This is a genomic window from Achromobacter aloeverae (genome assembly GCF_004121055.1).
Taxonomy (GTDB): Bacteria; Pseudomonadota; Gammaproteobacteria; order Burkholderiales; family Burkholderiaceae_B; genus Bordetella_C; species Bordetella_C aloeverae.
The window spans coordinates 667,849-691,621 of the sequence record NZ_PYAL01000003.1 but is presented as its reverse complement, the minus strand read 5'-3'; the positions used below and the strand labels follow the sequence as shown (position 1 = coordinate 691,621).

Annotated in this window: 18 protein-coding genes; 10 read left to right on the top strand and 8 right to left on the bottom strand. The window is 65.2% G+C overall.

All coding sequences use genetic code 11. From position 1 onward, the window contains the following. Window positions 1-430: citrate/2-methylcitrate synthase (locus C7R54_RS14070; RefSeq protein ID WP_275669690.1), on the bottom strand; the 430-nt coding region annotated here is incomplete at its 3' end. 175 nt (window positions 431-605) lie between these two features. Here C7R54_RS14070 and C7R54_RS14065 point away from each other — a divergent pair. Both C7R54_RS14065 and C7R54_RS14060 read left to right on the top strand, forming a co-directional pair. Beyond that, window positions 606-2,057 (top strand): short-chain fatty acyl-CoA regulator family protein, encoded by a 1,452-nt coding sequence (locus C7R54_RS14065; protein ID WP_129151019.1) that lies wholly within the window; start codon window positions 606-608, stop codon window positions 2,055-2,057. Between the two features lie 271 nt (window positions 2,058-2,328). Further along, window positions 2,329-3,645 carry an MFS transporter gene (locus C7R54_RS14060; RefSeq protein WP_129151018.1) on the top strand — a complete coding sequence of 439 codons (1,317 nt, stop codon included), beginning with the start codon at window positions 2,329-2,331 and terminating at the stop codon, window positions 3,643-3,645. Between the two features lie 30 nt (window positions 3,646-3,675). Here C7R54_RS14060 and groL (C7R54_RS14055) read toward each other — a convergent pair whose 3' ends face one another. The 4 genes from groL (C7R54_RS14055) to C7R54_RS14040 form a co-directional block, all read right to left on the bottom strand. Continuing rightward, window positions 3,676-5,298, bottom strand: coding sequence for a chaperonin GroEL (groL, locus tag C7R54_RS14055; protein ID WP_129151017.1), 1,623 nt, complete (start codon window positions 5,296-5,298; stop codon window positions 3,676-3,678). 31 nt (window positions 5,299-5,329) lie between these two features. Beyond that, on the bottom strand, window positions 5,330-5,647 hold the full coding sequence (locus C7R54_RS14050; RefSeq protein WP_129151016.1) for a co-chaperone GroES: 318 nt from the start codon (window positions 5,645-5,647) through the stop codon (window positions 5,330-5,332). A 159-nt stretch (window positions 5,648-5,806) separates the two neighbouring features. Then, entirely contained in the window at window positions 5,807-6,445 is a 639-nt protein-coding gene (locus tag C7R54_RS14045; protein WP_192903654.1) for a diguanylate cyclase, read from the bottom strand. A 141-nt stretch (window positions 6,446-6,586) separates the two neighbouring features. After that, window positions 6,587-7,489 carry a LysR family transcriptional regulator gene (locus C7R54_RS14040; protein ID WP_240039518.1) on the bottom strand — a complete coding sequence of 301 codons (903 nt, stop codon included), beginning with the start codon at window positions 7,487-7,489 and terminating at the stop codon, window positions 6,587-6,589. A 156-nt stretch (window positions 7,490-7,645) separates the two neighbouring features. Between C7R54_RS14040 and C7R54_RS14035 the strand changes: the two genes are divergently transcribed. The 4 genes from C7R54_RS14035 to groL (C7R54_RS14020) all read left to right on the top strand — a co-directional run bounded on the left by C7R54_RS14035 (window position 7,646) and on the right by groL (C7R54_RS14020) (window position 11,677). After that, window positions 7,646-9,034 (top strand): MFS transporter, encoded by a 1,389-nt coding sequence (locus C7R54_RS14035; RefSeq protein WP_240039517.1) that lies wholly within the window; start codon window positions 7,646-7,648, stop codon window positions 9,032-9,034. A 94-nt stretch (window positions 9,035-9,128) separates the two neighbouring features. Continuing rightward, the gene (locus C7R54_RS14030) at window positions 9,129-9,311 is read left to right on the top strand and encodes a hypothetical protein (RefSeq protein WP_129151015.1); all 183 of its coding nucleotides are present in this window, start codon (window positions 9,129-9,131) and stop codon (window positions 9,309-9,311) included. Between the two features lie 399 nt (window positions 9,312-9,710). Beyond that, window positions 9,711-9,998 (top strand): co-chaperone GroES, encoded by a 288-nt coding sequence (gene groES / locus C7R54_RS14025; RefSeq protein WP_094851468.1) that lies wholly within the window; start codon window positions 9,711-9,713, stop codon window positions 9,996-9,998. Window positions 9,999-10,036: 38 nt separating this feature from the next. Continuing rightward, window positions 10,037-11,677, top strand: a complete 1,641-nt coding sequence (groL, locus tag C7R54_RS14020; RefSeq protein ID WP_129151014.1) for a chaperonin GroEL — start codon at window positions 10,037-10,039, stop codon at window positions 11,675-11,677. Between the two features lie 151 nt (window positions 11,678-11,828). Here groL (C7R54_RS14020) and C7R54_RS14015 read toward each other — a convergent pair whose 3' ends face one another. After that, on the bottom strand, window positions 11,829-12,707 hold the full coding sequence (locus tag C7R54_RS14015; RefSeq protein WP_129151013.1) for a MurR/RpiR family transcriptional regulator: 879 nt from the start codon (window positions 12,705-12,707) through the stop codon (window positions 11,829-11,831). 26 nt (window positions 12,708-12,733) lie between these two features. After that, the gene (locus tag C7R54_RS14010; RefSeq protein ID WP_129151012.1) at window positions 12,734-14,074 is read right to left on the bottom strand and encodes an aspartate aminotransferase family protein; all 1,341 of its coding nucleotides are present in this window, start codon (window positions 14,072-14,074) and stop codon (window positions 12,734-12,736) included. Between the two features lie 115 nt (window positions 14,075-14,189). Between C7R54_RS14010 and C7R54_RS14005 the strand changes: the two genes are divergently transcribed. Together C7R54_RS14005 and C7R54_RS14000 are read left to right on the top strand one after the other, a co-directional pair. After that, entirely contained in the window at window positions 14,190-15,206 is a 1,017-nt protein-coding gene (locus C7R54_RS14005; RefSeq protein ID WP_129151011.1) for a tripartite tricarboxylate transporter substrate binding protein, read from the top strand. Further along, window positions 15,206-16,732, top strand: coding sequence for a M81 family metallopeptidase (locus C7R54_RS14000; RefSeq protein ID WP_129151010.1), 1,527 nt, complete (start codon window positions 15,206-15,208; stop codon window positions 16,730-16,732). The genes C7R54_RS14005 and C7R54_RS14000 overlap by 1 nt, the downstream gene beginning before the upstream one ends. Window positions 16,733-16,798: 66 nt before the next feature. Here the strand turns inward: C7R54_RS14000 and C7R54_RS13995 are convergent, their stop codons facing one another. Next, window positions 16,799-20,635 carry a M48 family metallopeptidase gene (locus tag C7R54_RS13995; protein WP_129151009.1) on the bottom strand — a complete coding sequence of 1,279 codons (3,837 nt, stop codon included), beginning with the start codon at window positions 20,633-20,635 and terminating at the stop codon, window positions 16,799-16,801. A 307-nt stretch (window positions 20,636-20,942) separates the two neighbouring features. Here C7R54_RS13995 and C7R54_RS13990 point away from each other — a divergent pair, with 307 nt between their 5' ends. Together C7R54_RS13990 and C7R54_RS13985 are read left to right on the top strand one after the other, a co-directional pair. After that, a complete protein-coding gene (locus C7R54_RS13990; protein ID WP_129151008.1) occupies window positions 20,943-22,082 on the top strand; it encodes a C45 family autoproteolytic acyltransferase/hydrolase in 1,140 nt (379 codons plus the stop codon). Between the two features lie 80 nt (window positions 22,083-22,162). Beyond that, window positions 22,163-23,737: an ABC transporter substrate-binding protein gene (locus C7R54_RS13985; protein WP_129151086.1), complete on the top strand. Its 1,575-nt coding sequence runs from the start codon at window positions 22,163-22,165 to the stop codon at window positions 23,735-23,737. Window positions 23,738-23,773: the final 36 nt, after the last annotated feature.

Below are 23,773 nucleotides of genomic sequence, written 5' to 3'. Positions count from 1 at the left end.
GCAGGGCCGAACCCAGGCTGGCCATCAGGCGGTCGGCGATGTCGCGCGCGCCCGGGGTGTTGTGGTCGTCCTTCTCCGGCAGCACGCAGCCCAGCACCGACACGGCGGTGCGCATGACATCCATCGGATGGCTGGACGCGGGCAGCGCTTCCAGCGCCACCTGCAATTGCACCGGCAGGCCGCGCAGGGCGCGCAGCTTCTGCTTGTAGGCCTTCAGCTCGGCCTTGTTGGGCAGCTTGCCATGGACCAGCAGGTAGGCGATTTCCTCGAACTCGCTGGTGCCGGCGATGTCCAGGATGTCGTAGCCGCGATAGTGCAGGTCATTGCCGCTGCGGCCCACCGTGCACAGGGCCGTGTTGCCGGCCACCACGCCGGACAAGGCAACGGATTTCTTGGGTTTGGGCGGGCGGGGTGCCGTCGTATCGCTCATTTTTCGTCTCCTCTCGGGTGTCACGCTTGGTGGCCATTGCGGCACCATTTGTTTGCAGTCTACGCAAGCGCTCCATCATGGTCACCCGTTAAGAGGTGAATTCCGGCGAATGGGAGATTGCATAGTTGCGAAGTTTGCAAATATCATCCATCGATCACCACCTTGTGCCTGGACCATGCGTAAGATATTCATGGGCATACGCCTGCGCCGCCTGCGTGAAGAGCGCGGTCTCACCCAAGCCGCGCTGGCGGGGCTGCTCGGTCTGTCCGCCAGTTACCTGAATCAGCTGGAGAAGAATCAAAGACCCTTGACGAGGCCCGTGCTACTGCGCCTGGGCGAAGTTCTTGGCGTCGACGCACAAAGCTTCTCGGAAGAAGAGGAAGCCCGGATGATCCTGGCGCTCCAGGAAGTGGCCGCGGACCTGCCCGCGGCCGCCACGGGCGACCGCGATGAGGGGCGAATCTCACGGACCGAGATCAGCGAGATCGCCGCGAACATGCCCGCCGTCGGCCGCGCGATGATCCAGCTGCATCGCCGTCATCGCGAAGCACTGGAGCGCTTGCAGGCATTGGCGGACATCGCGGGCAACGAAGCCGACGGCAGGACAGGCGGGCTGGCGACGCCGCAGCCTTATGAAGAGGTGCGTGACTTCTTCTTCACTCACCACAATCACTTCGCCGAGCTGGACGAGCAGGCCGAGCGCTGTTTCCAGGCCTGGGGGCTGGATGGCAGCCCGCCCGCGCGCTACATCGACATACTGGAACGGCGCCTGCGCGAGCAACACGGCGTCACCGTTCAAGCGCATGCTGCCCAGGGCGGCGCCAAGCGGGTCTATGACCCTGCCATCCGCCGCTTGAGCTTGCCGACGAATTTGACGGATGGCCAGCGCAGCTTCCAGCTCGGCACGCAGCTCGCGCTTCTGGAAATGGGGGAGACGCTCACGCGCATGGCGGACACACCGCGCTTCACCGGCGACGCCGTACGCCAACTCGTACGCACAGGCTTGGCCAACTATTTCGCGGCCGCCTTGATACTTCCTTATCAGCGCTTCCTGGATGCGGCGGAGAACCTGCGCTATGACATCGACCTGCTTAGCCAGCATTTCGGCGTCAGTTTCGAGACGATCTGCCATCGCTTGAGCACCATGCAGCGTCCGCGTGCGACTGGCGTGCCTTTCTTTTTCATCCGGGTCGACCGGGCGGGCAATGTCTCGAAACGGCAGTCCGCGGCGCGCTTCCATTTTTCGCGCGTGGGCGGGACTTGTCCGTTATGGAACGTTTACGAAGCCTTCGCGCATCCTGGCCGGATCCTGCGGCAACTGGCCCGCATGCCCGATGGCCGCGTCTATCTATGGATCGCGCGCACGGTTTCCCGCCAGATGGGCGGCTATGGAGAATTGGGGCAAGTCTATGCCGTCGCGCTGGGTTGCGACGTCGAACACGCGCATCGCCTGGTCTACGCCAAGGGTCTGGATCTGCACGATCCGCAAGCGGCCACGCCCATAGGGATGGGCTGCCGCGTCTGCGAACGCAATGATTGTCCCCAACGAGCCTTCCCCTACATCGGCCAGGGGCTGGCGGTCGATGAGAATGTCAGCAGCGCCATTCCTTATTTGCGGGCCTGGTGATTCAGCGCGCCGATCGACTGCACCCGCATGGTCGACGGCGACGACGGCTGGATATCAGGTGGAGCAGGAACGACTTCCCATTGCATGAGTGCGTTCCTGTGTCGCCGATTCTATATAACCAGACGTTTTATCTATAGATATAAAACGTCTATTGAGTTGTAATGCAGGGGCCACGGCCGAGCGCCGCCTGACTGGCCCGCTACGGGGTCAGTGGCCGGCAATGCCCTGCTCGCCATTATCGCGGCTCACCCTCCAACCCTGTTCTACAGAAATGACACAAAGCAGTGCCTCTATGCAACATGAACGTTCGGTTGTTCCGCCCGAGGGCGCTCAACGAAGCAATATCTGGCGATTGACCGTCGCCCAAGCGTTGGCGGGCGCGAATTCAGTAGTGGTCTACGCCACCGGGTCCATCGTCGGCAATATGCTGGCCCCGACTCCCATGCTGGCGACCCTGCCGATTTCCATCTTCGTGGTGGGCATGGCGGCATGCACCCTCCCGATAGGCGCGGTCGCCAGGCGCCATGGCAGGCGTACCGCGTTCCTGCTGGGTACCGGCGCCGGGGTGCTTACCGGCCTGCTGGCCATGTTGGCGGTCATGATGGAAGGCTTCTGGCTTTTCTGCCTGGCCACTTTTTTCGGCGGCGTCTATGCCGCGGTGGTGTTGTCCTTCCGCTTCGCCGCCGCGGACGGCGTGGAGCCCAAACGGCGGGCGCGAGCCCTATCCCTGGTGATGGCCGGCGGCGTCGCCGCCGGGGTCGTCGGCCCGCAGCTGGTCACGTGGACAATGAACGTGTGGCCACCGCATATGTTCGCAGCCACATTCGTGGCGCAAGCAGTGGTGGCGGCAGTTTCCGCGTTCATTCTCCTGGGCGTCCGCTTGCCCAAGCCTACCGCCGCGGAACTGGCCGGCGGACGGCCGCTTGCCGCGATTGCGCTGCAACCCCGTTTCATCTCCGCCGTGATTGCGGGTGCCGTTTCATACATGCTCATGAATTTCCTCATGACGGCCGCCCCGCTGGCGATGCACCTATGCGGTCACTCGCAGGAATCCGCCAATCTGGGATTGCAGTGGCATGTCATCGCCATGTACGCCCCGAGTTTCTTCACGGGCAGCCTGATTTCCCGTTTCGGCGCGGGCCGGGTCGCGACCACGGGCCTGATCATGATCGGCGCGTCGGCCGCCGTCGGCCTGGGCGGCATCGATGTCACGCATTTCTGGTGGGCGCTGGTCTTGCTGGGTGCGGGATGGAACTTCGGGTTCCTGGGAGCATCCGCGCTGGTCCTGGAATGCCACAGGCCCGAGGAGAAAACCCGCGTCCAGGCTCTCAATGACTTCATCGTCTTCGGCTTGATGGCGATCGGCTCCTTTTCATCTGGCGGCCTGCTGTCGTCCTATGGCTGGGACACGGTGCTGCGGGTGTCGTTCATTCCGCTGGCGCTGTCGTTGGGCGCGTTGGCGTTCGCCATGCGGAGAAAGGCGCACTACTTCCCGGACCGCCGTCCGGGAGATGCGCCGGCTTCGGGCATGCTCGAATCCCGGCTGCCTGCGAATAAAAAGGCATCGCGCCACCGGCGCGATGCCTGAAGACCATCCTGGACTGGTCGATTTTCGAAGTTAGAAGTCCATCGCTTCAGCTGGAGCAGCCTGCTGCTTGGTCTCTTCCGGCACTTGCGCGATGGTGGCGGCGGTGGTCAGGATTAGCCCCGCGATCGACGCCGCGTTCTGCAATGCCGTCCGCGTGACCTTGGTGGGATCGACGACACCGATATCGACCAGGTCGCCATATTCGCCGGTGGCCGCGTTGTAGCCATAGTTCCCCTTGGCTTCCATCACCTTGGCCACGACTACCGAAGGCTCTTCGCCCGCGTTGGCGACGATGGCGCGCAGCGGGGCTTCAAGCGCACGCTGGATGATGCGGATGCCGGCATCCTGGTCGGCATTGGCGCCCTTCATATCCTGTATCGCCGCGCGGGCGCGCAGCAGCGCCACGCCGCCACCGGGAACGATGCCTTCCTCGACCGCCGCGCGGGTGGCGTGCAGCGCATCATCGACGCGATCCTTCTTCTCTTTCATCTCGACTTCGGTGGCAGCACCGACGCGGATCACGGCAACACCGCCGGCCAGCTTGGCCACGCGCTCTTGCAGCTTCTCACGGTCGTAGTCCGAGGTCGCTTCGTCGATCTGCACGCGGATCTGCTTGACGCGCGCATCGATGGCTTCCTGCTTGCCCGCGCCGTCGATGATGATGGTCTCTTCCTTGCGAACTTCGATCCGCTTGGCGCTGCCGAGGTCCTCCAGGGTGGCCTTGTCCAGCTGCTTGCCCGTTTCTTCCGAGATCACGGTGGCGCCGGTCAGGATCGCGATGTCCTCCAGCATGGCCTTGCGGCGGTCGCCGAAGCCAGGCGCCTTCACCGCGGTGACCTTCAGCACGCCGCGCATGGAGTTGACCACCAAGGTGGCAAGCGCCTCGCCTTCGACGTCCTCGGCAACGATCAGCAAGGGCTTGCCTGCCTTGGCGGCGCTTTCCAGCACCGGCAGGAGTTCGCGGACGTTGGAGATCTTCTTGTCGTACAGCAAGACCAGCGGGTCATCGAGTTGAGCCACTTGCTTCTCGGGGTCCGTGATGAAATAAGGACTCAGGTAGCCGCGGTCGAACTGCATGCCTTCAACGACATCCAGTTCATTGTCCAGCGACTTGCCGTCTTCCACCGTGATCACGCCCTCGCGCCCGACCTTGTCCATGGCGTCGGCGATGATCTTGCCGATCGCCTCGTCGGCATTGGCCGACAAGGCCGCGACCTGCGCCGTCTCCTTGCTGGTGGAGATAGGCTTCGACATGTTCCGCAGCGCCTCCAGCACGCCGGACACGGCCTGGTCGATGCCACGCTTGAGATCCATCGGGTTCATGCCCGACGCCACGTACTTCATACCCTCTTGAACAACCGCCTGCGCCAATACCGTGGCGGTGGTCGTGCCGTCGCCGGCAACGTCGGCGGTCTTCGATGCGACCTGCTTGACGATCTGCGCGCCCATGTTCTCGAACTTGTCCTTCAGCTCGATTTCCTTGGCGACCGAAACACCGTCCTTGGTGATGACGGGGGCGCCGAAGCTGCGCTCCAGCAGCACATTGCGTCCCTTCGGGCCGAGCGTAACCTTCACGGCATCGGCAAGGATGTTGACGCCCTTGACTACACGGCTGCGGGCGTTGTCGTGGAACTTGACGTCTTTCGCACTCATTTTCTTGCTCCTCAATCCATAGGCAGCGGCATCAGGCCGCCTTCTTCAATTGAGCGTCCTGCGACGTCAGGACGGCAAAAACGTCCTCTTCGCGCAAGACCAGCAGTTCTTCGCCATCGACCTTCACGGTCTGGCCGGCATATTTTCCGAAAAGCACGTGGTCACCCACCGCGAGTTCAACGGGCCGCAGCGAACCATCCGCGTTACGCTTGCCCTGGCCCACCGCGAGGACCTCCCCTTGCTCGGGTTTTTCCGCCGCCGAATCGGGGATGACGATGCCGGAAGCCGTCTTGCGCTGCTGTTCGATTCGCTTGACGATAATCCGGTCGTAAAGGGGACGGATCTTCATGACTCTATCTCCTGAAGTCTTGATCATCAAAAAGTGAATGCCGGCGCGCTGCGCGATAGGGATTGGCAGCTAGCGCCGTACAGCCCGGGATGGGTGCGCCAGAAAAATTATGGGCACCGGGCCGCCGCTTCAAGAGGCGAAATTGATTCCAATTGAAACTTAATGAATCAATAAGTTTTTACCCATCCCAAGGCGATAAACGACCTTCCGACGGGGCTCGCGCCCGTCCGGTTGGGGCGAGACGGGGCACGGCGCGGAACGTCCGCCATCCGCATCCAGGGTGCGATCGTCGCCGTCCATTTGACTCCACAGTCCACCCTTGCGGGGACGGAATAGCCACCGAACGTAGCCTCGGCGCGCGGCGAGGTCCAGCAGCGCCTGCTGGTCCGGAGCCTCAAGGACGACGGCCTGGTTCGCTTGCCGCGCGTCGTCCGAATAATCCGCGAAGGCCCTGCGGCCAGCCAGCGCTTCCGATGCCGGCGCATTCAGGCGCCACCATGCGGGCCTTGCCACCCGTTCCACATCCCAGGCGCCCAGTCTCCATGCCGCCTCCAGCATGGCGCGGTCGATGACGGCATAGTCGTGCCAGCGCTGGTTGATCTGCACCGCCGAGCCCGCGACGGAGTGCAAGGCGCCGGTTGCCTCGCCGCCGCTTGCGTCTGCGTCGCGATGGAATCCGTGCCAATGCAGGATCAGGATGATCGGCGTGTCTGATTTCCGGGTTGCGCTCACGCTGACGGCGTAAAGCGGCAGTCGCAGCGCGGCGGTGTGCGAAGTGATGGTCTCGAGAATATCCATACACTGACTCCAGGTACTTTGCTGCCCTTTTGCAGGGACAGGCTCAACGCTATCGTGTTTTGAATTTATCTCTTCGGATGTGGACGTTCAAGGTAGCGAGGCGCCAGCTTCGCGCATGCCGCGCGGGGCCGGGTCGACTTATCAGAGCTCGTTCAACGATTTTTCCCGCAAATGCTTGGCGAGAAACTCAACGAGTGAGCGCACTTTGCTTGCCATCAACCGCTGGTGGGTCATCAGGGCAAACACCGGCCTTGGAGGGGCCTCCAATTCCGCCAGCAGCGGCACCAAGCGACCAGCCGCGACGTGGTCAGCGATCGCCCAAGCGGGTGCATGGACAATACCGGCTCCGGCCGCGGCGGCGGTAACCACGCCATCCACGGTATTCGACCTCATACGGGTTCGCATCCGAACGCTTGTAGCCTTTCCATTGACCATCAGCGTCCACGCTTCTTCCGTCGCCAGGTGACTGTAGACAAGGCCATCATGCTGCGCGAGATCGTGCACATCCTTAGGCATGCCATGCTTCCCGAGGTAATCGGGCGCCGCGCTCAAGACCCAACGAATAGAGCCCAGGCGCCGGGCGACGAGGCTGGAGTTGGGTTGTTCGCCGACAAGTACCGCGAGGTCGATCCCCTCCTCCAGCAGGTTGACGGGGCGATCGAGCAGGTGGAGATCTATTGCGACCTTGGGGTGCTGCACCAGAAACCTGGCGAGCAAAGGCTGTAGATGGACCCGGCCATACAGCGTTGGCGCAGTGACGCGCAGACGGCCCGCAGGCTCCGCGGCCTCCATCTGCATGCTGCTTTCCAGTTCGTCTATCTCGGCCAACAGGCGCTTGGCTTCGGCGTAATAACGCTGCCCCGCCTCGGTGAGGCGCAAGGCCCGCGTCGAGCGGACCAGGAGCCGGGTGCCAAGACGTTCTTCCAGCGCGCTGAGGTGCCTGCTGACGGAAGCAAGTGAAATTCCGCTGACGCGGGAGGCCCCGCTCAGGCTGCCATGGTCCACGGCCGCGACCAGCAAGGCCATTCCTTCCGATTGGTTCACGCTGCCCCGCTTTCGACGTCCTTCGTCGGTAATCCCTAAAGGCTCCAGTATTGCATGAGTGCAAGGGTGCTTTGCGGATTTAGCTATTCCATGCAAGGAACGCGAACTTCATACTGCCGCTGTTTTCCGCTGTTTTCTCTATACCCTTGTGTCGCCATGGCTGCCCTCCCCCCTCCCAATTCCACTGAACTGACGCCTGCCGCACGCCGCTATGCGATGCTGGCCGTCTCCCTGTCGATCTCGATGGCCACACTCGACACCTCGATGACCAACACGGCATTGCCGTCCATGGCATCGCAGCTGGACGTGAGCGCCGCGGATGTAATCGGCGTGGTCACCATCTATCAGCTGGTCATGGTGGCAACGATGCTGCCGCTGGCGGCGCTGGCCGGGAAAATCGGGCACCGGCGGGTGTTTCTCCCCGCGCTTTGGCTGTTCCTGGGCGCGTCGGTCTGGTGCGGCTCCGCACAGTCGCTTTGGTCGCTGGAGGCTGCCCGGGCTGCGCAGGGGCTTGCCGCGGCGGCCCTGATGGGCTGCAACATGGCGCTTGTCACCGCCATCTATCGCAAGGAGGAGCTGGGGCGGGGAATGGGCTTGAACGCAATGATCGCCGCGGCGTCACTCGCCGGCGGTCCTGTCCTTGCGTCGGCGATGCTGACGGTGCTCGGTTGGCACTGGCTGTTCTATGTGAACGTACCCTTCTGTCTGGTGGCACTGGCGTTGGCCGGCAAGCACCTGCCGAGAATTCCGGGTGATGGCAAGCCGCTGGACGCGGGCGCGGCGGTGCTGTGTGCGCTGGCTTTCGGACTGGCCGTGCTGGGGTTGGAGCGCGTGGCGGCGCCAGACTGGGGCACAGCCCTTGTGTGGGCACTAGTGGTTGTGTGCTGGGCCATGCTGCTCCGCCGCGAACGTCTGAGCGCGCACGCAATCGTGCCTGTGGACCTCCTGCGGCTGCCCGCCTTCTCGCTTGCCGTTCTGGTCTGTGTGCTGGCCTTCGCGGCACAGGGCGCGGCCATGGTGGCGCTGCCGTTCCTATTGAACCGGACGCTAGGCCTAGACATAGCCGAGGTCGGAATGCTGATCGCGCCCTGGCCCGTGATGGGGGCCTGCCTGGCGCCGTTCTCGGGCAAGTGGTCAGACCGGATGTCTGCCGGCCTCCTGGGTGTGGTCGGCATGGCCTTGCTGGCCTTCGGCCTGCTGGCAGTGAGCTGGCTGCCGCCCGGGGCGCCGTTGTGGGCGGTGATGCTCCCCATGGCGTCGTGCGGCACCGGCTTTGGGCTGTTCCTGTCGCCGAATCAACGTTTCATCATGTTCAGCGTGCCGGCCCATCGGGCTAGCGTGGCGAGTGGCCTTTCCGGCCTGGCCAGACTCATAGGACAGACGACGGGCGCGGCGTTCGTGGCCGCGTGCTTTGCCTTGAACGCGAAGCTGGGCGCAACCTGGGCCTTGTGGGTGGCCGTGGCGTTCGCGCTGGCGGGGTGCGTCGCCAGCGCCTTGCTGGAGCGTCTTGCTCGGCAGGCGAAGGAGGCCCTGGCGGTTTCGTAGCGGTCAGAGGGTCCACTACTCTGAATACCGTCCCCTTCCAGGCCCTGGTTTCGGCATTGCGCCGCACACTTCCCGCCTTCAGGCCGACGATGCGATGAAGCACATCGATGTTGATGTACTCATGAGGTCGAACAGAAATGACCACTTGACCCACCAACGCCGTGATATCGCGTTGACAGGGAAATCCTGGCTGCCCCCGCGTGGTATCGGCAATCCCCACCAAGTCGTCACGGTCACCCAGGAAATCCGCGTCATCGGTGATGCCGTCGGGCGCTGAGGAGCTGGCGTCTATTCGGAGTAGTCGACCCAGACAGCGAGTGCCTGTCCTCCAGCCAATACCGCATCCGTCCCCAGTCCGGAAATGGCCCGAACGAGCTGGTCGGTACCACTTATTTCATAAATTTCAATAATTTAAGATCGTCACTTGTGCGGTCAAGGACGGCGCAACGGCCATCTCTACTCAGCCAGCTTAATGGTGTGTGGACCTCTATTTGGGTCCAGTACTTCGGCAGCCCTTCCCGAAGTTGTAACAGCACCCCCCTCCCCCCTTGAACCCTTTCCAACGATCCCTATAATTAGCACTCGCCTCCGGTGAGTGCTAACAAGCGCCTACGCCTTCCGGTCCCGGGGCAAGCGAGACAACCCCCTTACCGTTTCAAGAAAACAGGAGTTTTTCATGGCCCTGCGTCCTCTGAATGATCGCGTGATCATCAAGCGCCTGGACAACGAGCGCAAAACTGCCTCGGGCATCGTCATCCCTGACAGCGCGGCCGAAAAGCCCGACCAAGGCGAAGTCATCGCCGTCGGCCCCGGCAAGCGCACTGAAGACGGCAAGATTCTGCCGGTCGACCTGAAGGCGGGCGACAAGGTGCTGTTCGGCAAGTATGCCGGCCAGTCGGTGAAGGTCGATGGCGAGGAACTGCTCGTCATCCGCGAGGAAGAAATCCTCGCCGTGATCCAGTAAATCCCTCATCTTCTCAGAATTCTCCGTAAGGAAAGAAAATGGCTTCCAAGCAAGTTCTGTTTGGCGACGACGCCCGTGTGCGTATCGTCCGCGGCGTGAACGTCCTGGCTAACGCTGTCAAGACCACCCTGGGTCCCAAGGGCCGCAACGTCGTGCTGGAGCGCTCGTTCGGCGCCCCGACCGTGACCAAGGACGGCGTGTCCGTCGCCAAGGAAATCGAACTGAAGGACAAGTTCGAAAACATCGGCGCCCAGCTGGTCAAGGACGTCGCCTCCAAGACCTCCGACAACGCCGGTGACGGCACCACCACCGCCACCGTGCTGGCCCAGGCCATCGTTCAGGAAGGCCTGAAGTACGTTGCCGCCGGTTTCAACCCCATCGACCTGAAGCGCGGCATCGACAAGGCCGTCGCCGCCGCCGTCGCCGAACTGAAGAAGCAGTCCAAGCCGGTCACCACCAGCAAGGAAATCGCCCAGGTCGGCTCGATTTCGGCCAACAGCGACACCTCCATCGGCCAGATCATCGCTGACGCGATGGACAAGGTCGGCAAGGAAGGCGTCATCACCGTCGAAGACGGCAAGTCGCTGGAAAACGAACTGGATGTCGTCGAAGGCATGCAATTCGACCGCGGCTACCTGTCGCCCTACTTCATCAACAACCCGGACAAGCAAGTTGCCGCCCTGGACGACCCGTTCGTCCTGATCTACGACAAGAAGATCAGCAACATCCGTGACCTGCTGCCCGTGCTGGAACAAGTCGCCAAGTCCAGCCGTCCGCTGCTGATCATCGCCGAAGACGTCGAGGGCGAAGCCCTGGCCACCCTGGTGGTGAACAACATCCGTGGCATCCTGAAGACCACCGCCGTCAAGGCGCCTGGCTTCGGCGACCGCCGCAAGGCCATGCTGGAAGACATCGCCATCCTGACCGGCGGCGTGGTCATCTCCGAAGAAACCGGCATGTCGCTGGAAAAGGCCACGCTGCAAGAGCTGGGCCAGGCCAAGCGCATCGAAGTGGGCAAGGAAAACACCACGATCATCGACGGCGCTGGCGACAGCACCTCGATCGAAGCCCGCGTCAAGCAGATCCGCGTGCAAATCGACGAAGCGACCTCGGACTACGACCGTGAAAAGCTGCAAGAGCGCGTGGCCAAGCTGGCCGGCGGTGTTGCCGTGATCCGCGTCGGTGCTGCCACCGAAGTCGAAATGAAGGAAAAGAAGGCTCGCGTCGAAGACGCCCTGCACGCCACGCGTGCCGCGGTGGAAGAAGGCGTCGTGGCCGGTGGCGGCGTGGCCCTGCTGCGCGCCAAGCAAGCCATCGTCGACCTGAAGGGCGATACGCCTGACCAGAACGCCGGCATCAAGCTGATCCTGCGTGCCGTCGAAGAGCCGCTGCGCACCATCGTCACCAACGCCGGCGAAGAAGCCAGCGTGGTCGTCAACACCGTGCTGAACGGCAAGGGCAACTACGGCTACAACGCCGCGACCGGCGAGTACACCGACCTGGTCGAGCAAGGCGTGCTGGATCCCACCAAGGTGACCCGCACCGCCCTGCAAAACGCCGCCTCCGTCGCCAGCCTGCTGCTGACCGCCGAAGCCGCCGTGGTCGAACTGGCCGAAGACAAGCCCGCTGCCCCGGCCATGCCCGGCGGCATGGGTGGCATGGGCGGCATGGACTTCTAAGAAGTCCTTGCCTAAAAGGCAGCCGGCGACGGCTGCCTTCCCAAGCAAGAGCCCGGAGGGTGGTTTCCACCCTCCGGGTTTTTTCTTTTCGACGCGCGGCGCAGGCCCCAGCCAACCCAAGCAACCCAGGCAGCCTGGTCAACCCGGGCCATCAAGTCGCTTTCGTCGCCGTCACGTAGACCGAAAACTGCCGCAACTGCGCTTCGCTCTGCCGCACCTCGCGCACACTGGCGGCGCCGCCATGCGCCACCAACAGCGCGGCCAGCGTCTGCGCCACCGACAAGGCCGGCACGACCGAGGGAAATAGCGATTTCGTGGCGTTCTCCACGACGATCAGGGCCGTGGCCTTGACGGCAACCGGGGACACCGCGCTATCGGTCACGCTGACGATGCGCACCCCCTTCTCGCGCGCATACTCCACCGCGGCGACCGTGTCGCGCGCATAGGGCTCGTAGCTGAAGACGACCAGCGCGTCGTCCTTGCGCGCGCCTCGCAATTCGTCCGCGAAGATGCCGCCCATCCCGGCCAGCAGGGTCGTGTCCTGGCGGAACATGCCGCAGGCGTAGTTGAGGTAGAACGCAGCGGGGAACAGGCTGCGCAATCCGACGATATAGATATGCCTGGCCTTGGCCAGCACATCGCGCGCCGTCAGCAGCGCACGCAAGATGTCCGGATCGTTCATCCTGTCGAGGTTGCGTGCGTCCGCCTGCAACAGTTCGCCGATGAGCGCGGCGTCATTGCCGCCCGCCCCGCGCTGCAAGGCCGATGCCCGATCGGCGAAGGTCGCATGTCCCTGCGCCAGCCATGTCCGATAGACGTCCCGCATGGCGTCGTAGCCGTCGAAACCCAGTTGGCGAGCCAGGCGATGCATGGCGCTGGCCTGCACGCCCGCGCTGCCCGCCACCGCCCGCATGGAGTTCAGGGCGATCTCCTTCGGATTGTCGACCGCATACCGCGCGGCCCGTTGCAGCATGGGAGGCAGGCCGGCAAAGTGCCGCGCAATGAGTTCGTCGACGCCGCGCTTGTCCATACGGTTCCTGTTCGCCAAAAGTCGCGTCATTGTAGATCGCGCACTTCGGCGATCGCCGCGCCGATGCTGGCAACAAGAATATCCACGGCGGACTGCAATTCCTCTTGCGTCGTCGTATAGGGCGGCGCAAGCAGGACATGGTCCCCGCGCACCCCGTCGACAGTGCCGCCCCCCGGATAGCAAAGCAGGCCACGGGCCAACGCGGTCCGCTTGATCCTTGCATGCAGTTGCAGGCCGGGATCGAATACCCGATTCCCCTCCCTGTCCTGGACCAGCTCCACCGCCTGGAACAGGCCGCGTCCGCGGATGTCGTTGACGTGGGGATGCCCACCCAGGCGCTCGCGCAAGCAGTCCTGCAGATAACGGCCAAGCGTGGCGGACCGTTGCACCAGGCCGTCCCGCTCGATGATGTTCTGGACCGCCAGCGCACCCGCGCAGGCCACAGGATGCCCGATATAGGTGTGCCCATGCTGGAACGCGCCGCTGCCGCCGGCGATGGCGTCGACGATGCGGTCATGCGCCATGACCGCCGCGATGGGCTGGTATCCGCCGCCCAGTCCCTTGGCCAGGCACAGCAGGTCCGGCACGACGCCTTCCTGTTCAAACGCATGATAGGACCCCGTACGTCCCAGGCCGCTCATCACTTCGTCGAGGATGAATACCACGCCATGGCGGTCGCACACCTCGCGCAGCTTCCGAAAATATCCCGGGACCGCACAGACAGCGCCCGCCGTGGCGCCCACGACCGTCTCGGCGATGAAGGCGGACACCGTCTCCGGGCCCGCCTCCAGGATGGCCGTGTCCAGCTCGTGCGCCAGCCGGTCGCCATAGCCATCGTCCGATTCCTCCGGCCGGCGATAGTGCAAGGGGAAGCAAGCCGAGACATGGGTCACGTCCGCCAGCAGGGGCTGGTACAAGCGCCGCCGCCCCTGGTGCCCGCCGGCGGCCAGCGCGCCCAGCGTATTGCCGTGATAACTCTGCAAGCGCGCGATACTGCGCCAGCGCCCTGGCTCGCCTCGCTCCACATGGTATTGCCGCGCCAGCTTGAGCGCCGTCTCCACGGCCTCCGAACCGCTGGACAGGAAATACACGTGGGCCAGGCCCGGCGGCGACCTGCGGACCAGCGTATCGGCAAGCTGCTCCGCGGGTTCGGAAGTGAAGAAGCTGGTGTGCGCGTACTCCAGCGTCCGGATCTGCGCGATCACGGCGTCGGCGACTTCCGGATGTCCATGGCCCAGGCAGGATACGGCGGCGCCGCCGGAGCCGTCGTAGTAGCGGCGGCCCTCATGGTCGATCAGGTAACTGCCCAGGCCCCTGACGGCGGTGGCGAGCGGTGTCCGGGGATTGCGATGAATGATATGGGTCATGAATGGAAATGGATCGAATGGTCGAATGGATCAGCTGGCTTGACCAACGATCTTTATAGAACATATGATTCATTAACGCAAACCAATGAATCAAGTGATTTAGGGGAATTCCATCATGTCCATCCGCCATCCCGACGCCCGCGCGGCGCGAGCATTGACGCCGGCACGGCGCCTCCTCGCGCGGTGCGCCGTGGCGGTCGCCGCCGCCACCGCGGCCTGGTCCGCCCACGCCGCGGACAGCTGGCCGTCCAAGCCCATACAGCTCATCGTCCCGTTCGCGCCGGGCGGAACCACCGACGTCCTGGCGCGCCTGGTGGCCGAAGGCCTGACCCAGCGCCTGCATCAGAGCGTCATCGTTGAAAACAAGCCCGGCGCGGGCGCGAACATCGGTGCGTCCATGGTTGCGCACGCCGCGCCGGACGGCTATACCTTGCTGCTCGCCACGCCGGGACCGCTGGCGATCAACGCCAATATCTACAAGCAGCTGAGCTTCGATCCGGAGAAGGACTTCGCGCCGGTGGCCTACCTGGCGGACGTTCCCAACGTGATCCTGGCGTATCCGGGCACGGGACTTAAAAACATGCAGGACCTGATTGCCTATGCAAAGGCGCATCCCGGCAAGCTCAACTGGGCTTCGCCCGGCGTCGGCAGCACGGCGCATATCGAGCTTGAATTGCTCAAGCAAATGACGGGCGTGGATATCGTGCACGTTCCCTACAAGGGCGCGTCGCAGGTATCGGCGGACCTCGTCGCCGGCCACGTCGAACTGGCCGGCGACAACCTGCCGACCGCGCTGGGCTACATCCAGTCGGGCAAGGAAGTGGCGCTGGGCGTGACCAGCGCGCAAGTCCTGGACGTGCTGCCGAACGTGCAGCCCGTGAGCGCGACGGTGCCGGGCTATCTGCTGCTCTCCTGGTTCGCCATCGTGGCGCCCGCCGGCACGCCGGAAGCGGTGGTGCGACGACTGAACACGGAGGTGGACGGCATCCTGGACCAGCCGGCCATGCGCGAGAAATTCCATGCCCTGGGCGCGATCCCGGTGGGCGGCGCGCCCGACAGGCTGGCCCGGCAGATCAGCGCGGAGCAGGCGCGTTACCGCAAGCTGCTGCCCAACGCGAAGGAGCAGGACTGATGGCGCGGCCTAAATACCTGGCGGTGGCGCGGCTGTGGTTCGAAGGCAATGCCTTCTGCCCCGTCCCGGCAAGCTTCGCGCAATTCGAACAGTATGAATGGCAAGCCGGCGCGCAAGTGCTGGACACGATGCGCGGCACGGCCACCGAACTTGGCGCCGTCGCGCGCTTCGCGGCGTCCCATCCGGATTGGGAAGTCGTGGTGCTGCGCTGCGCCTCGGCCCTGCCCGCCGGCCCCATCGACGATGACGTCATCACGCGCCTGACGCAGGAGCTGCGCGACGGACTGGCCGCCGGACAGGCGGCGCACGGATGGGATGCGGTCTACCTGTCCTTGCATGGCGCGGCCATCACGCCCACCCGCGAGACGCCGGAACTGGACATCGCCCGCATGGTGCGAACGATGCTGCCCGCCGTTCCCCTGGGCGCCAGCTTCGACCTGCACGGCAACATGCCGGCAGCCTGGGGCGACGTGCTGGATATCGCGGCGGTCTATCGCACGCATCCGCATGTCGACATGGACCAGGCGGCGGACCGGGTCTTGCAAGGCCTGCTGCGCTGCGCCGACGAGGGCCTGATTACCCATCGGGCAGTGGTCAATGAAGGAATCGTGCTGCCCAGCATCAATATGCGCACGTCCGCGGGCCCGATGCAGGAACTGGAGCAGGCGGCCGTCGCGGCGATCAAGGACGGGATACTCGACGTATTGGTCTTCGGCGGTTTTCCCTATTCGGACACGGCGGCCACGGGTGCATCCATCTTTGTCATCAGCGACGCCGCGCGGGATCCGGACGGCGCCCTGGCGAGGGCGACCGCGCGCGCGGTGCATGACCGCGTCATTGCGTGCTTTCCGCGCTTCATCATGGCGCTGCCCTCGCCCCAGGCGGCGCTCGCCGACGCCCTCGCCGAGACCGCGCCGGGGCTGATCGCCGTCACCGATGCGGGCGACAACCCCATGTCGGGCGGCGGCGGCGACACGCCCGGACTCTTCGCCGCGCTGTGCTCGGCGCGGCCCGCCGTACCCACTTTATTCGCGAGCTTCGCGGACCCCGGCGTGGTCGCCGACGCCCGGCAAGCCGGCGTCGGCGGCAGCATCGACATTACGCTGGGAGGACGCCACGGCATGCAGTTCGGCGCGCCGGTCCCCGTGCGCGTGACCGTCCAGCGGCTGACGGATGGGCGCTACCGCAACACCGGCCCCATGCAGACCGGGGTGGAACGCAGCTGCGGCAACAGCGTCGTCCTGGCATTGGAAGACCTGCCCACGCTGCGCGTCATCGTGACGGAGCGCGTGGTGGCGGCCGACGACCCCGCCTTCTATGATCTGCACGGCATCGACCTGGACGCAGTCCGGCTGCTGTGCGTGAAAGCGAAGAACCATTTCCGTGCCGCCTTCGCCGCGCGTTGTGCGCGCATCATCGATTGCGATGCGCCCGGTCCGGCCTGCCTGGACCTGTCGCGCCTGCCGTTCCGGAATGCGCATGTTTCGGCCGGCTACCCCGAGGTCCTCACGACACGGGCGGCCTGACCGCAAGGCAGGCGGCGCGCCGCGTGGACGCCACCTTGCCTTGCACGCGATCACGCCGTTTTTCCATCAGCTCTTGAAATAAGGACGCTCCGGCCCGAACAGCAGCGTCAGCGCGCCACGGCGCCAGGCCGGCGGTGTGTCCTTGCCCAGCAGGACGGTCGCCATCGCATAGGCCTGGCCGCGCATCGCGGGCGGCAGGCCGTCCAGGGCCTGTTCGGCCGTGGCCGCCGGCCGCTTCTGCTGGACCGCGTCGAGGAACTGCTTCATCGCCGGCTTGTAGCGTTGCAGCGCGTCCGGCACCTGGGCCATCAGCGGCGCATAGTCGCGCTTGGAACGCGCGGCGAGGGCGATGCTGGTCCAGATCGTGTCCTCGTCCAGGCCTTCGCCACCCGGCAGCGCCAGCGCGCGCTCCACCGCGGCCGGCGACGCGCCCTCGGAAGCGCCGACCAGGCGCAGGATGCGCGCTTCGGTCTCCGGCTTCTGGTGGGCCAGGCCCGCGGCGACCTCCAGCCGCCCCTGGGCCAGGGCGGAGAACGCCTGCAGGTCGGGCCGCTGCGTCAGGCCCTGGCCTGTCTCCAGCGCGCGCAGCGTGCTCAGTTCACGCGAATGGCTGACCAGCTCCTCCATGCGGAAAGGATCCGGGCGCCCGCCGGCCCGCATGACGCGAGCCAGCTCGGACGCGATGGCGGGTTGCATCATCGGCAGTTTCGTATAGCCGATCAGCAGGCGCGGCTCGGCGGTGGCCCAATCGCCCTTGGTGGCCGCGATATTGCCGGCCGCGTTGGCGAACCAGGCCTGTTGCGGCCAGCGCTTGTTGCCGTCGACGAAGGCCTGGTCCTTGGCAGGAGAATCGGGCATGCAGCGCACGGCCAGGTATTGGGCGTCGCCATCCGCGGGATTCGCCTGCGCTTGCTGGACCAGGTCCTTGCACACGGCGTCGTGCTGCGCCCCGGTGGTCGTATCCTGGCGCAGGCGGTTCAGCATGACGTCCCTGGGCGCCAGGCGCAGGCGTTGGGCCAGCACCTCATCGAAACCGGGCACGCCCGCCGCGGCGACCAGCCACTGCATGGAATGCGGATTGATGGGCGGGTCCCAGCGCGCATGCGCCAGCATCATGGCCGCGCGCTCGTCCTGCGACGGCACCAGGCGCAGCAGTTCCTCGGGACTGCCGTCGCCACCGCCTTCCAGCGCGGTGCGCGTGGCGCCGCCGCCCTTGGTCTTGACGGAGCCGGGCGGGTCGCGGAAGAAGTAATCGACGCTGATGGTGCTCCAGCGTGGCGCGCCATGGCGCACCGGCGGACGCTGCGAGGCATTGCCATAGGCAGCGGTCCACTCCACCAGCGGACTGGCGCCGGCGACGTTGTACACCACATGGGAGAAGCGGTTGTCGATGTCGGCGTTGAAGGACTCGATGACGTCGCCTTTCAGCGTGCGCGTCTCCACCGTATAGGCGGCACCCGGCTTCATCGTATGGCTGACGTCGCCATGGGCGGGCACCTGCACCCGCCAGCTGTCGCCGATGCTGACCATCACCGGCTGGCCCAGTCCGTTATAGATGGTCAAGGTGGCATTGCCCAGGAACATGCTGACGCCCAGCACGACCGCGACGATGGACCCCGCCACCGCCAGGCGCAGCACCGACGGGAATATGCCATCGGCGACCAGGAAGCGGCTCCACCAGTTCAGTTTGGTCTGGCGCTGGCGTTCCTGGCCAGGCAGCAGGGTGCTGTAGGACACCGGCACGCGAGGCGGCGTCTCCGCCGCATCGAGGGGCGCCTGCTGCAAGGCATGGGCGGCGACGCGCGATTCGGTCAGCAGCAGTTCGTCCAGGGCGCGACTACGCAAGGCGCCCAGCATGCCCGTAGCGGTGTCGACCCAGCCGTCGATGACGTCGATCCAGCTGCCGAGGTTCTTGGCGGTAGGCTCGGTCAACTCGAACGCGCCCAGCTCTTTCGGAAAATCCTCGATGTTCGTCGCCGCGGCCAGGCGCGGATTCAATTGCACTTCGGCGGCCTTGGCATAGGTCTGCTGCAAGGTCGCATAGAGATCCTTGGCCGCCGCCAGCACGCGCTTGCGTCCACCGTTGCTGACGCGGCGTGCCGCCGTCTCCACCGAGATCCAGCTGCGGAAGGCGGCATTGGCGTCGCGCAGGTTCGCTTCCGCGTGATCGGCGAAATGCAGCGCGCGCAACACGCCCTCCAGGTAGGCAGCCCATGCGGGGCCGGCGGCTCGCGCCGCCGCCAGGTGCCAGCCGCGGCAGGCGTGATCGTGATCGCGCAGGCGGCCACGCACCGTATCCAGGGTGCGCTGGGCGGATTGCAGCAGCGACGGCAATTCCGACAGCGACGCCTCGCCGCCGCGATGGCGGATCTTGCCGCCGTCGACCTTGAGGTCGCCCTCGCTGAGGCCGCGCAACTGGTCGATGTCCAGTTCCAGGGCGCGCAATTCCTCCATGTCCTGCGTCAGGCTGGCCGGATAGAGGCCAGCGTGCACGGCAGGATCGGCCGAGGCCGACGGATCGAACAGCGCCGCGGCGTCGGCGGTATGGCGCACCGGCGACCGGCCGAAGTAGATGCCGCGATAGCGGCTGTCCAGGTACTCGCGGTTGAACTGTTCGTCCAGCCGCTGAAGGGTGACGTCCAGCACCTCCGGTTCGGCCGCGTCCTTGTCCTTGGGGCCCAGCGTGACTTCCGTCAGGCGCAGGCGCAGCGCGCCAGCATCGCGGAACAAGTCCCAGGCGCTGCCCTCCTCCACCGGCGATGGCACATAGTTGGCCTTGGCATTGGCTTCGCGCTCGTGGTTCAGCGGGTGGGTCAGCCACATGCGGGGCGGCTGCGCCAGGCCGGCGGTGAAGACGCGGTGCGCCGCCGGATTGTCGGCCGGCACGGGGTCGACGACGCCATAGGTGCGGTCGTTGAGAATCCGGCGCATATGAGCCAGGATTCGGGTTTGCACCGCGAAGATGTCGGCCGGCGGGTGACCGTCGCCTTTCTCGTTGAAGGCAAAGCGCAGGGCGCGGTCCCAGGAATCGTCGGCGGCTTGCAGGCGATGCAGCGCGTGCACCAGCGCATCGCTGCCGGTGAGATGCACGGCGACGAGGTCGGCGTTCAATTCCATCTCGCGCGAAAGGGCGCGCTGCATCAGCACCACCACGCGGAAGGCGGAATCGACCAACGCGCGTATGGCCCACACGATCAGGCTGATCAGCCAGCCCACCCAGGCGATGCGGAAATCCGAATTGGAAATGGACTGCAGGAAGCGATCGAAGCGGTCGCGCCGCGCCACCAGGTGGCCGGCGACCTGCTGGGCGATATAGACCCAGCGCCCGACCGCCATGGAGCGCTGGGCGAAATGGCCGAATTCATGCGCCAGCACCGCGCGCAGTTCGCCCAGCGTCAGCACGTTGACGAGCCCGAGGCCGATCTCCAGGTTCTTGCGCGACGGCAAGAGCAGGTTGAGGACGGACAGGTCATAGGACACCGACGCGTTCACCCGCGACGACAGGAAAACCCGGTGCGGACGCGGTGCGCCGGCGGCATCGGCCATGGCGCGCAGGAAGGCGAAGAGCTCCGGCTGCGTGTCGGCCTTGACCTCGTATTCGTCGTCGATGCTGCCGCGCTTGACGAAGAACAGGCCCTTGAGCATGAAGGCGGCCAGGAACGCCGCGCAGGCGCCCACCGCGTAGCCGAGGAAGGCGCCGTCGCCCGTGGACGAGGAGATGGCGCCGGCGAGCATGCGGTACGCGGTATAGACCAACCAGCCGGCCAGTCCCAGATACAGCACCATGAATACCAGCAGGCCCCCCACGGCGATCCAGGCGCGGTTGCGATAGGCGCGCGTCGGGCGAGGGGGGGATGACGTGGCGGGAAAGCCAGGCGGCAGCGAGTCGGGCAGTGTGGACACGAGCAAGTTCCGTCGTAGGAGAGTCTTGGGTACAGGCTCCGCGGCGGTGGACTTGCTGACCGCGGCGCGGGGCGCCCGAATCGTAGGCGCAGCGTCGGCCGGCTTTGCTACAAATAGAAACTCAATGCGTAAGAGTTTGAATCAATTTTGCTGAGATCGTATAGACGTCGGGGAAACCCTTTATTTTTTGGCGCCAATTTGGGATAGAATTTTTTCCGGTTTTTCCCGTTACAAACCGCCTCGCCGCAGGCCGCAGGCACGGTTTCCCCCTCCTCCCACCTCTGCCGCCAAGGCGCAGGACGGCTCGATGACCACTCCGCAGCAATTTCCTTTTGTTTCTGTTTCCGGCAAACCGCAAGCCCGCGGCAAGCAATATGGCCAGATCGCGGCCGACCGCGTGCGCAAGAGCGTGGCCATGTACGGCCAGACCCTGGTCACCCTCGGCTACGACGGACCGGCCCGTTCCCGCCTGATCAATGCCTTCGCCAAGGAAATCGAGGACTTCGCGCCCCACTATCTGGAGGAGATGCGCGGGATCGCCGAGGGCGCCGGGGTGACCCTGGAAGACATCATCATGATCAACGCGCGCACCGAGGTCGTGGCCAAGGCGCGCGCCGAGAAGAACAAGGCGGCCGAACTGGAGCCGGGCGACGGTTGCACCGGCGCGCTGGTGCTGCCGACGCGGTCCGCCACGGGCAACCTGATCCATGGCCAGAACTGGGACTGGCGCGCCGAGTGCGCGGAGACGGCCGTCGTGTTGCGCGTCCGGCAGGACGATGGCCCGGACATGCTGACCTTCGTCGAAGCGGGCGGCCTGGCGCGCAGCGGCCTGAACAGCGCGGGGGTCTCCATCACCGCCAACTACCTGGAATCGGACCGCGACTTCAAGCAACTGGGCGTGCCCCTGTCGCTGATCCGCCGCAAGGTACTGGAGCAGCAGCATTTCGCCCTGGCGCTGAAGGCGGTGGCGACCACGCCCAAGTCCTGCTCCAACAACATCATGCTGGGCATGGCCGCGGGCTTCGGCATCGATTTCGAATGCACCACCGATGAAGCCTTCCCCCTCTATCCCGGCAGCGACGACCTCATCGTGCACGCAAACCATTGGGTTAGCGAAGTCGCCCTGGTCAAGCTGCGCGACACGGGCCGCGCCAGCACGCCGGAAAGCCAGTACCGCGACTGGCGCGTGCGGCGGCGCCTGAACGCCAGCCCCGCGCTGACGCGCGACGACATGCGCGACGCCTTCTTCGATGACTTCGGCACGCCTTATTCGGTCTGCCGGCCGCCGCGTCCGGGCAGCCACGACAACCTCTCGGCCACCGTGGCGATGGTGATCATGGAACCCGCCGTGGGCGAGATGGAAGTCGCGCCGCTGCCGGCGCTGAACCGCACCTTCACGCGCTACAGCCTGACCGCCGAACCTGAAGTATTCACCTACGCAAAATAAGACGCCGTCACGGCCATCGGGCGGGCACCACGCCCCCAAGGGAGTCTTTCATGAAGCTGCGGCAATACCGTTCCCTCTCCATGCATCCACGCCTTTCCGGCGGCAGCTTCGCCCAGGGCGGGCTGCTTCTGGCGCTGGCGTTGGCGACAGGCGCGGCGGCCCAGGCCGCGACGCCCCTGCGCATCGCCATGACGGCCGATATCCGTTCCACCGAACCGGGCGTCAACCGCGACGCCAACAGCGATATCGTCACGTCGCACATGGTGGAGGGCCTGGTGGCGTTCGGCGAACACGCCGAGGTCAAGCCCCTGCTGGCCGAGTCCGTGGACATCAGCCCGGACGGCAAGACCTACACCTTCAAGCTGCGCCAGGGCGTCAAGTTCCACAACGGCGCCCCACTGACGGCGCAGGACGTGGTGTGGAGCTGGAATTTCTACATGAATCCCAAGACAGGCTGGCGCTGCCTCGGCGAGTACGACGGCCGCGGCGTGGCCAAGGTGCTGTCGGTGGAGGCTGCCGATACGCGCACCGTGGTCTACCGCCTGGACAAGCCCAACGGCCTCTTTCTCGCCTCGCTGGCGCGCACCGACTGCGGCGATACGGGCGTTATCCACAAGGACTCGCTCAAGGCCGACGGCAGCTGGGACAAGCCCATCGGCACCGGCCCCTTCAAACTGGGTGAATGGAAGCGCGGCGAGTACATCAGCCTGCTGAAAAATGCCGACTATGCCAATCGCGGCGGCGGTCTCGACGGCTTTACCGGCTCCAAGCGCCCGCTGGTGGACGAAGCCCGCTTCGTCATCGTGCCGGACGAGGCGACCGCCAACGCCGCGCTGCAAAGCGGCAACATCGACATCATCCAGGACCTGTCCTATACGGACGTCAAGCCCATGCAGGCGAGCCCCCACGTCAAGGTGGCCTACGCGCCCGTGATGAGCCTGACGGCGCTGCTGCTCCAGACCCAGGACCCGCTGCTGGCCAACCCCAAGCTGCGCATGGCGATCGCCCACGCGATCGACTACGGGCAACTGGTGGAAGCCGTCAGCGAAGGGCTGATGAAAGCGCCCAACAATTCGGTGATCCCCGCCGTCTCGCCCTATTACGACGCCGCGGCGAAACAGGGCTGGAACTACGATCCGGCGCTGGCGCAGAAACTGTTGAAGGAGTCCGGCTACAAGGGCCAGGAGCTGGTCATGATGACCAACAAGCGTTATCCGCAGACCTACAACGCGGCCGTCATCATGCAGGCCATGTTGCAGGCGGTGGGCATCAACGTGCGGCTGGACGTCATGGAGTGGGCCTCGCAACTGGACCGCTACAACGCCGGCAAGTACCAGATGATGTCCTTTCCCTATTCCGCCCGGCTGGATCCCAGTCTGAACTTCGAGATGCTGACCGGCGACAAGAAGACGCAGCCGCGCAAGGTCTGGGACAACCCGAAGGCGTTCGACCTGCTGGCCGCCGCCATGGTGGAGACCGACCACGCCAAGCGCCAGCAGACCTTCGATACGCTGCACAAGATGTTCATCGCCGACGTGCCATCGATTCCGCTCTACAACAGCATGGACATCGGCGCCTTCCGCGACAACGTGAAGGGTTATACGCCGTGGGCCGTGAAGCAGGCTCGCGTCTGGGAAGTCAGCAAGAGCGAATGACCCGGCGGCGGCGGGCCAGGCCGGCTCGCCGCCCCG

What these genes read in the sequence shown, in the direction of transcription:
- C7R54_RS14065 (WP_129151019.1), top strand. Translation starts at nt 606, where the DNA reads ATGCGTAAGATATTCATGGGCATACGCCTGCGCCGCCTGCGTGAAGAG.
- C7R54_RS14060 (WP_129151018.1), top strand. Translation starts at nt 2,329, where the DNA reads ATGACACAAAGCAGTGCCTCTATGCAACATGAACGTTCGGTTGTTCCG.
- groL (WP_129151017.1), bottom strand. Translation starts at nt 5,298, where the DNA reads ATGAGTGCGAAAGACGTCAAGTTCCACGACAACGCCCGCAGCCGTGTA.
- C7R54_RS14050 (WP_129151016.1), bottom strand. Translation starts at nt 5,647, where the DNA reads ATGAAGATCCGTCCCCTTTACGACCGGATTATCGTCAAGCGAATCGAA.
- C7R54_RS14045 (WP_192903654.1), bottom strand. Translation starts at nt 6,445, where the DNA reads ATGGATATTCTCGAGACCATCACTTCGCACACCGCCGCGCTGCGACTG.
- C7R54_RS14035 (WP_240039517.1), top strand. Translation starts at nt 7,646, where the DNA reads ATGGCTGCCCTCCCCCCTCCCAATTCCACTGAACTGACGCCTGCCGCA.
- C7R54_RS14030 (WP_129151015.1), top strand. Translation starts at nt 9,129, where the DNA reads ATGAAGCACATCGATGTTGATGTACTCATGAGGTCGAACAGAAATGAC.
- groES (WP_094851468.1), top strand. Translation starts at nt 9,711, where the DNA reads ATGGCCCTGCGTCCTCTGAATGATCGCGTGATCATCAAGCGCCTGGAC.
- groL (WP_129151014.1), top strand. Translation starts at nt 10,037, where the DNA reads ATGGCTTCCAAGCAAGTTCTGTTTGGCGACGACGCCCGTGTGCGTATC.
- C7R54_RS14015 (WP_129151013.1), bottom strand. Translation starts at nt 12,707, where the DNA reads ATGGACAAGCGCGGCGTCGACGAACTCATTGCGCGGCACTTTGCCGGC.
- C7R54_RS14010 (WP_129151012.1), bottom strand. Translation starts at nt 14,074, where the DNA reads ATGACCCATATCATTCATCGCAATCCCCGGACACCGCTCGCCACCGCC.
- C7R54_RS14005 (WP_129151011.1), top strand. Translation starts at nt 14,190, where the DNA reads ATGTCCATCCGCCATCCCGACGCCCGCGCGGCGCGAGCATTGACGCCG.
- C7R54_RS14000 (WP_129151010.1), top strand. Translation starts at nt 15,206, where the DNA reads ATGGCGCGGCCTAAATACCTGGCGGTGGCGCGGCTGTGGTTCGAAGGC.
- C7R54_RS13990 (WP_129151008.1), top strand. Translation starts at nt 20,943, where the DNA reads ATGACCACTCCGCAGCAATTTCCTTTTGTTTCTGTTTCCGGCAAACCG.
- C7R54_RS13985 (WP_129151086.1), top strand. Translation starts at nt 22,163, where the DNA reads ATGCATCCACGCCTTTCCGGCGGCAGCTTCGCCCAGGGCGGGCTGCTT.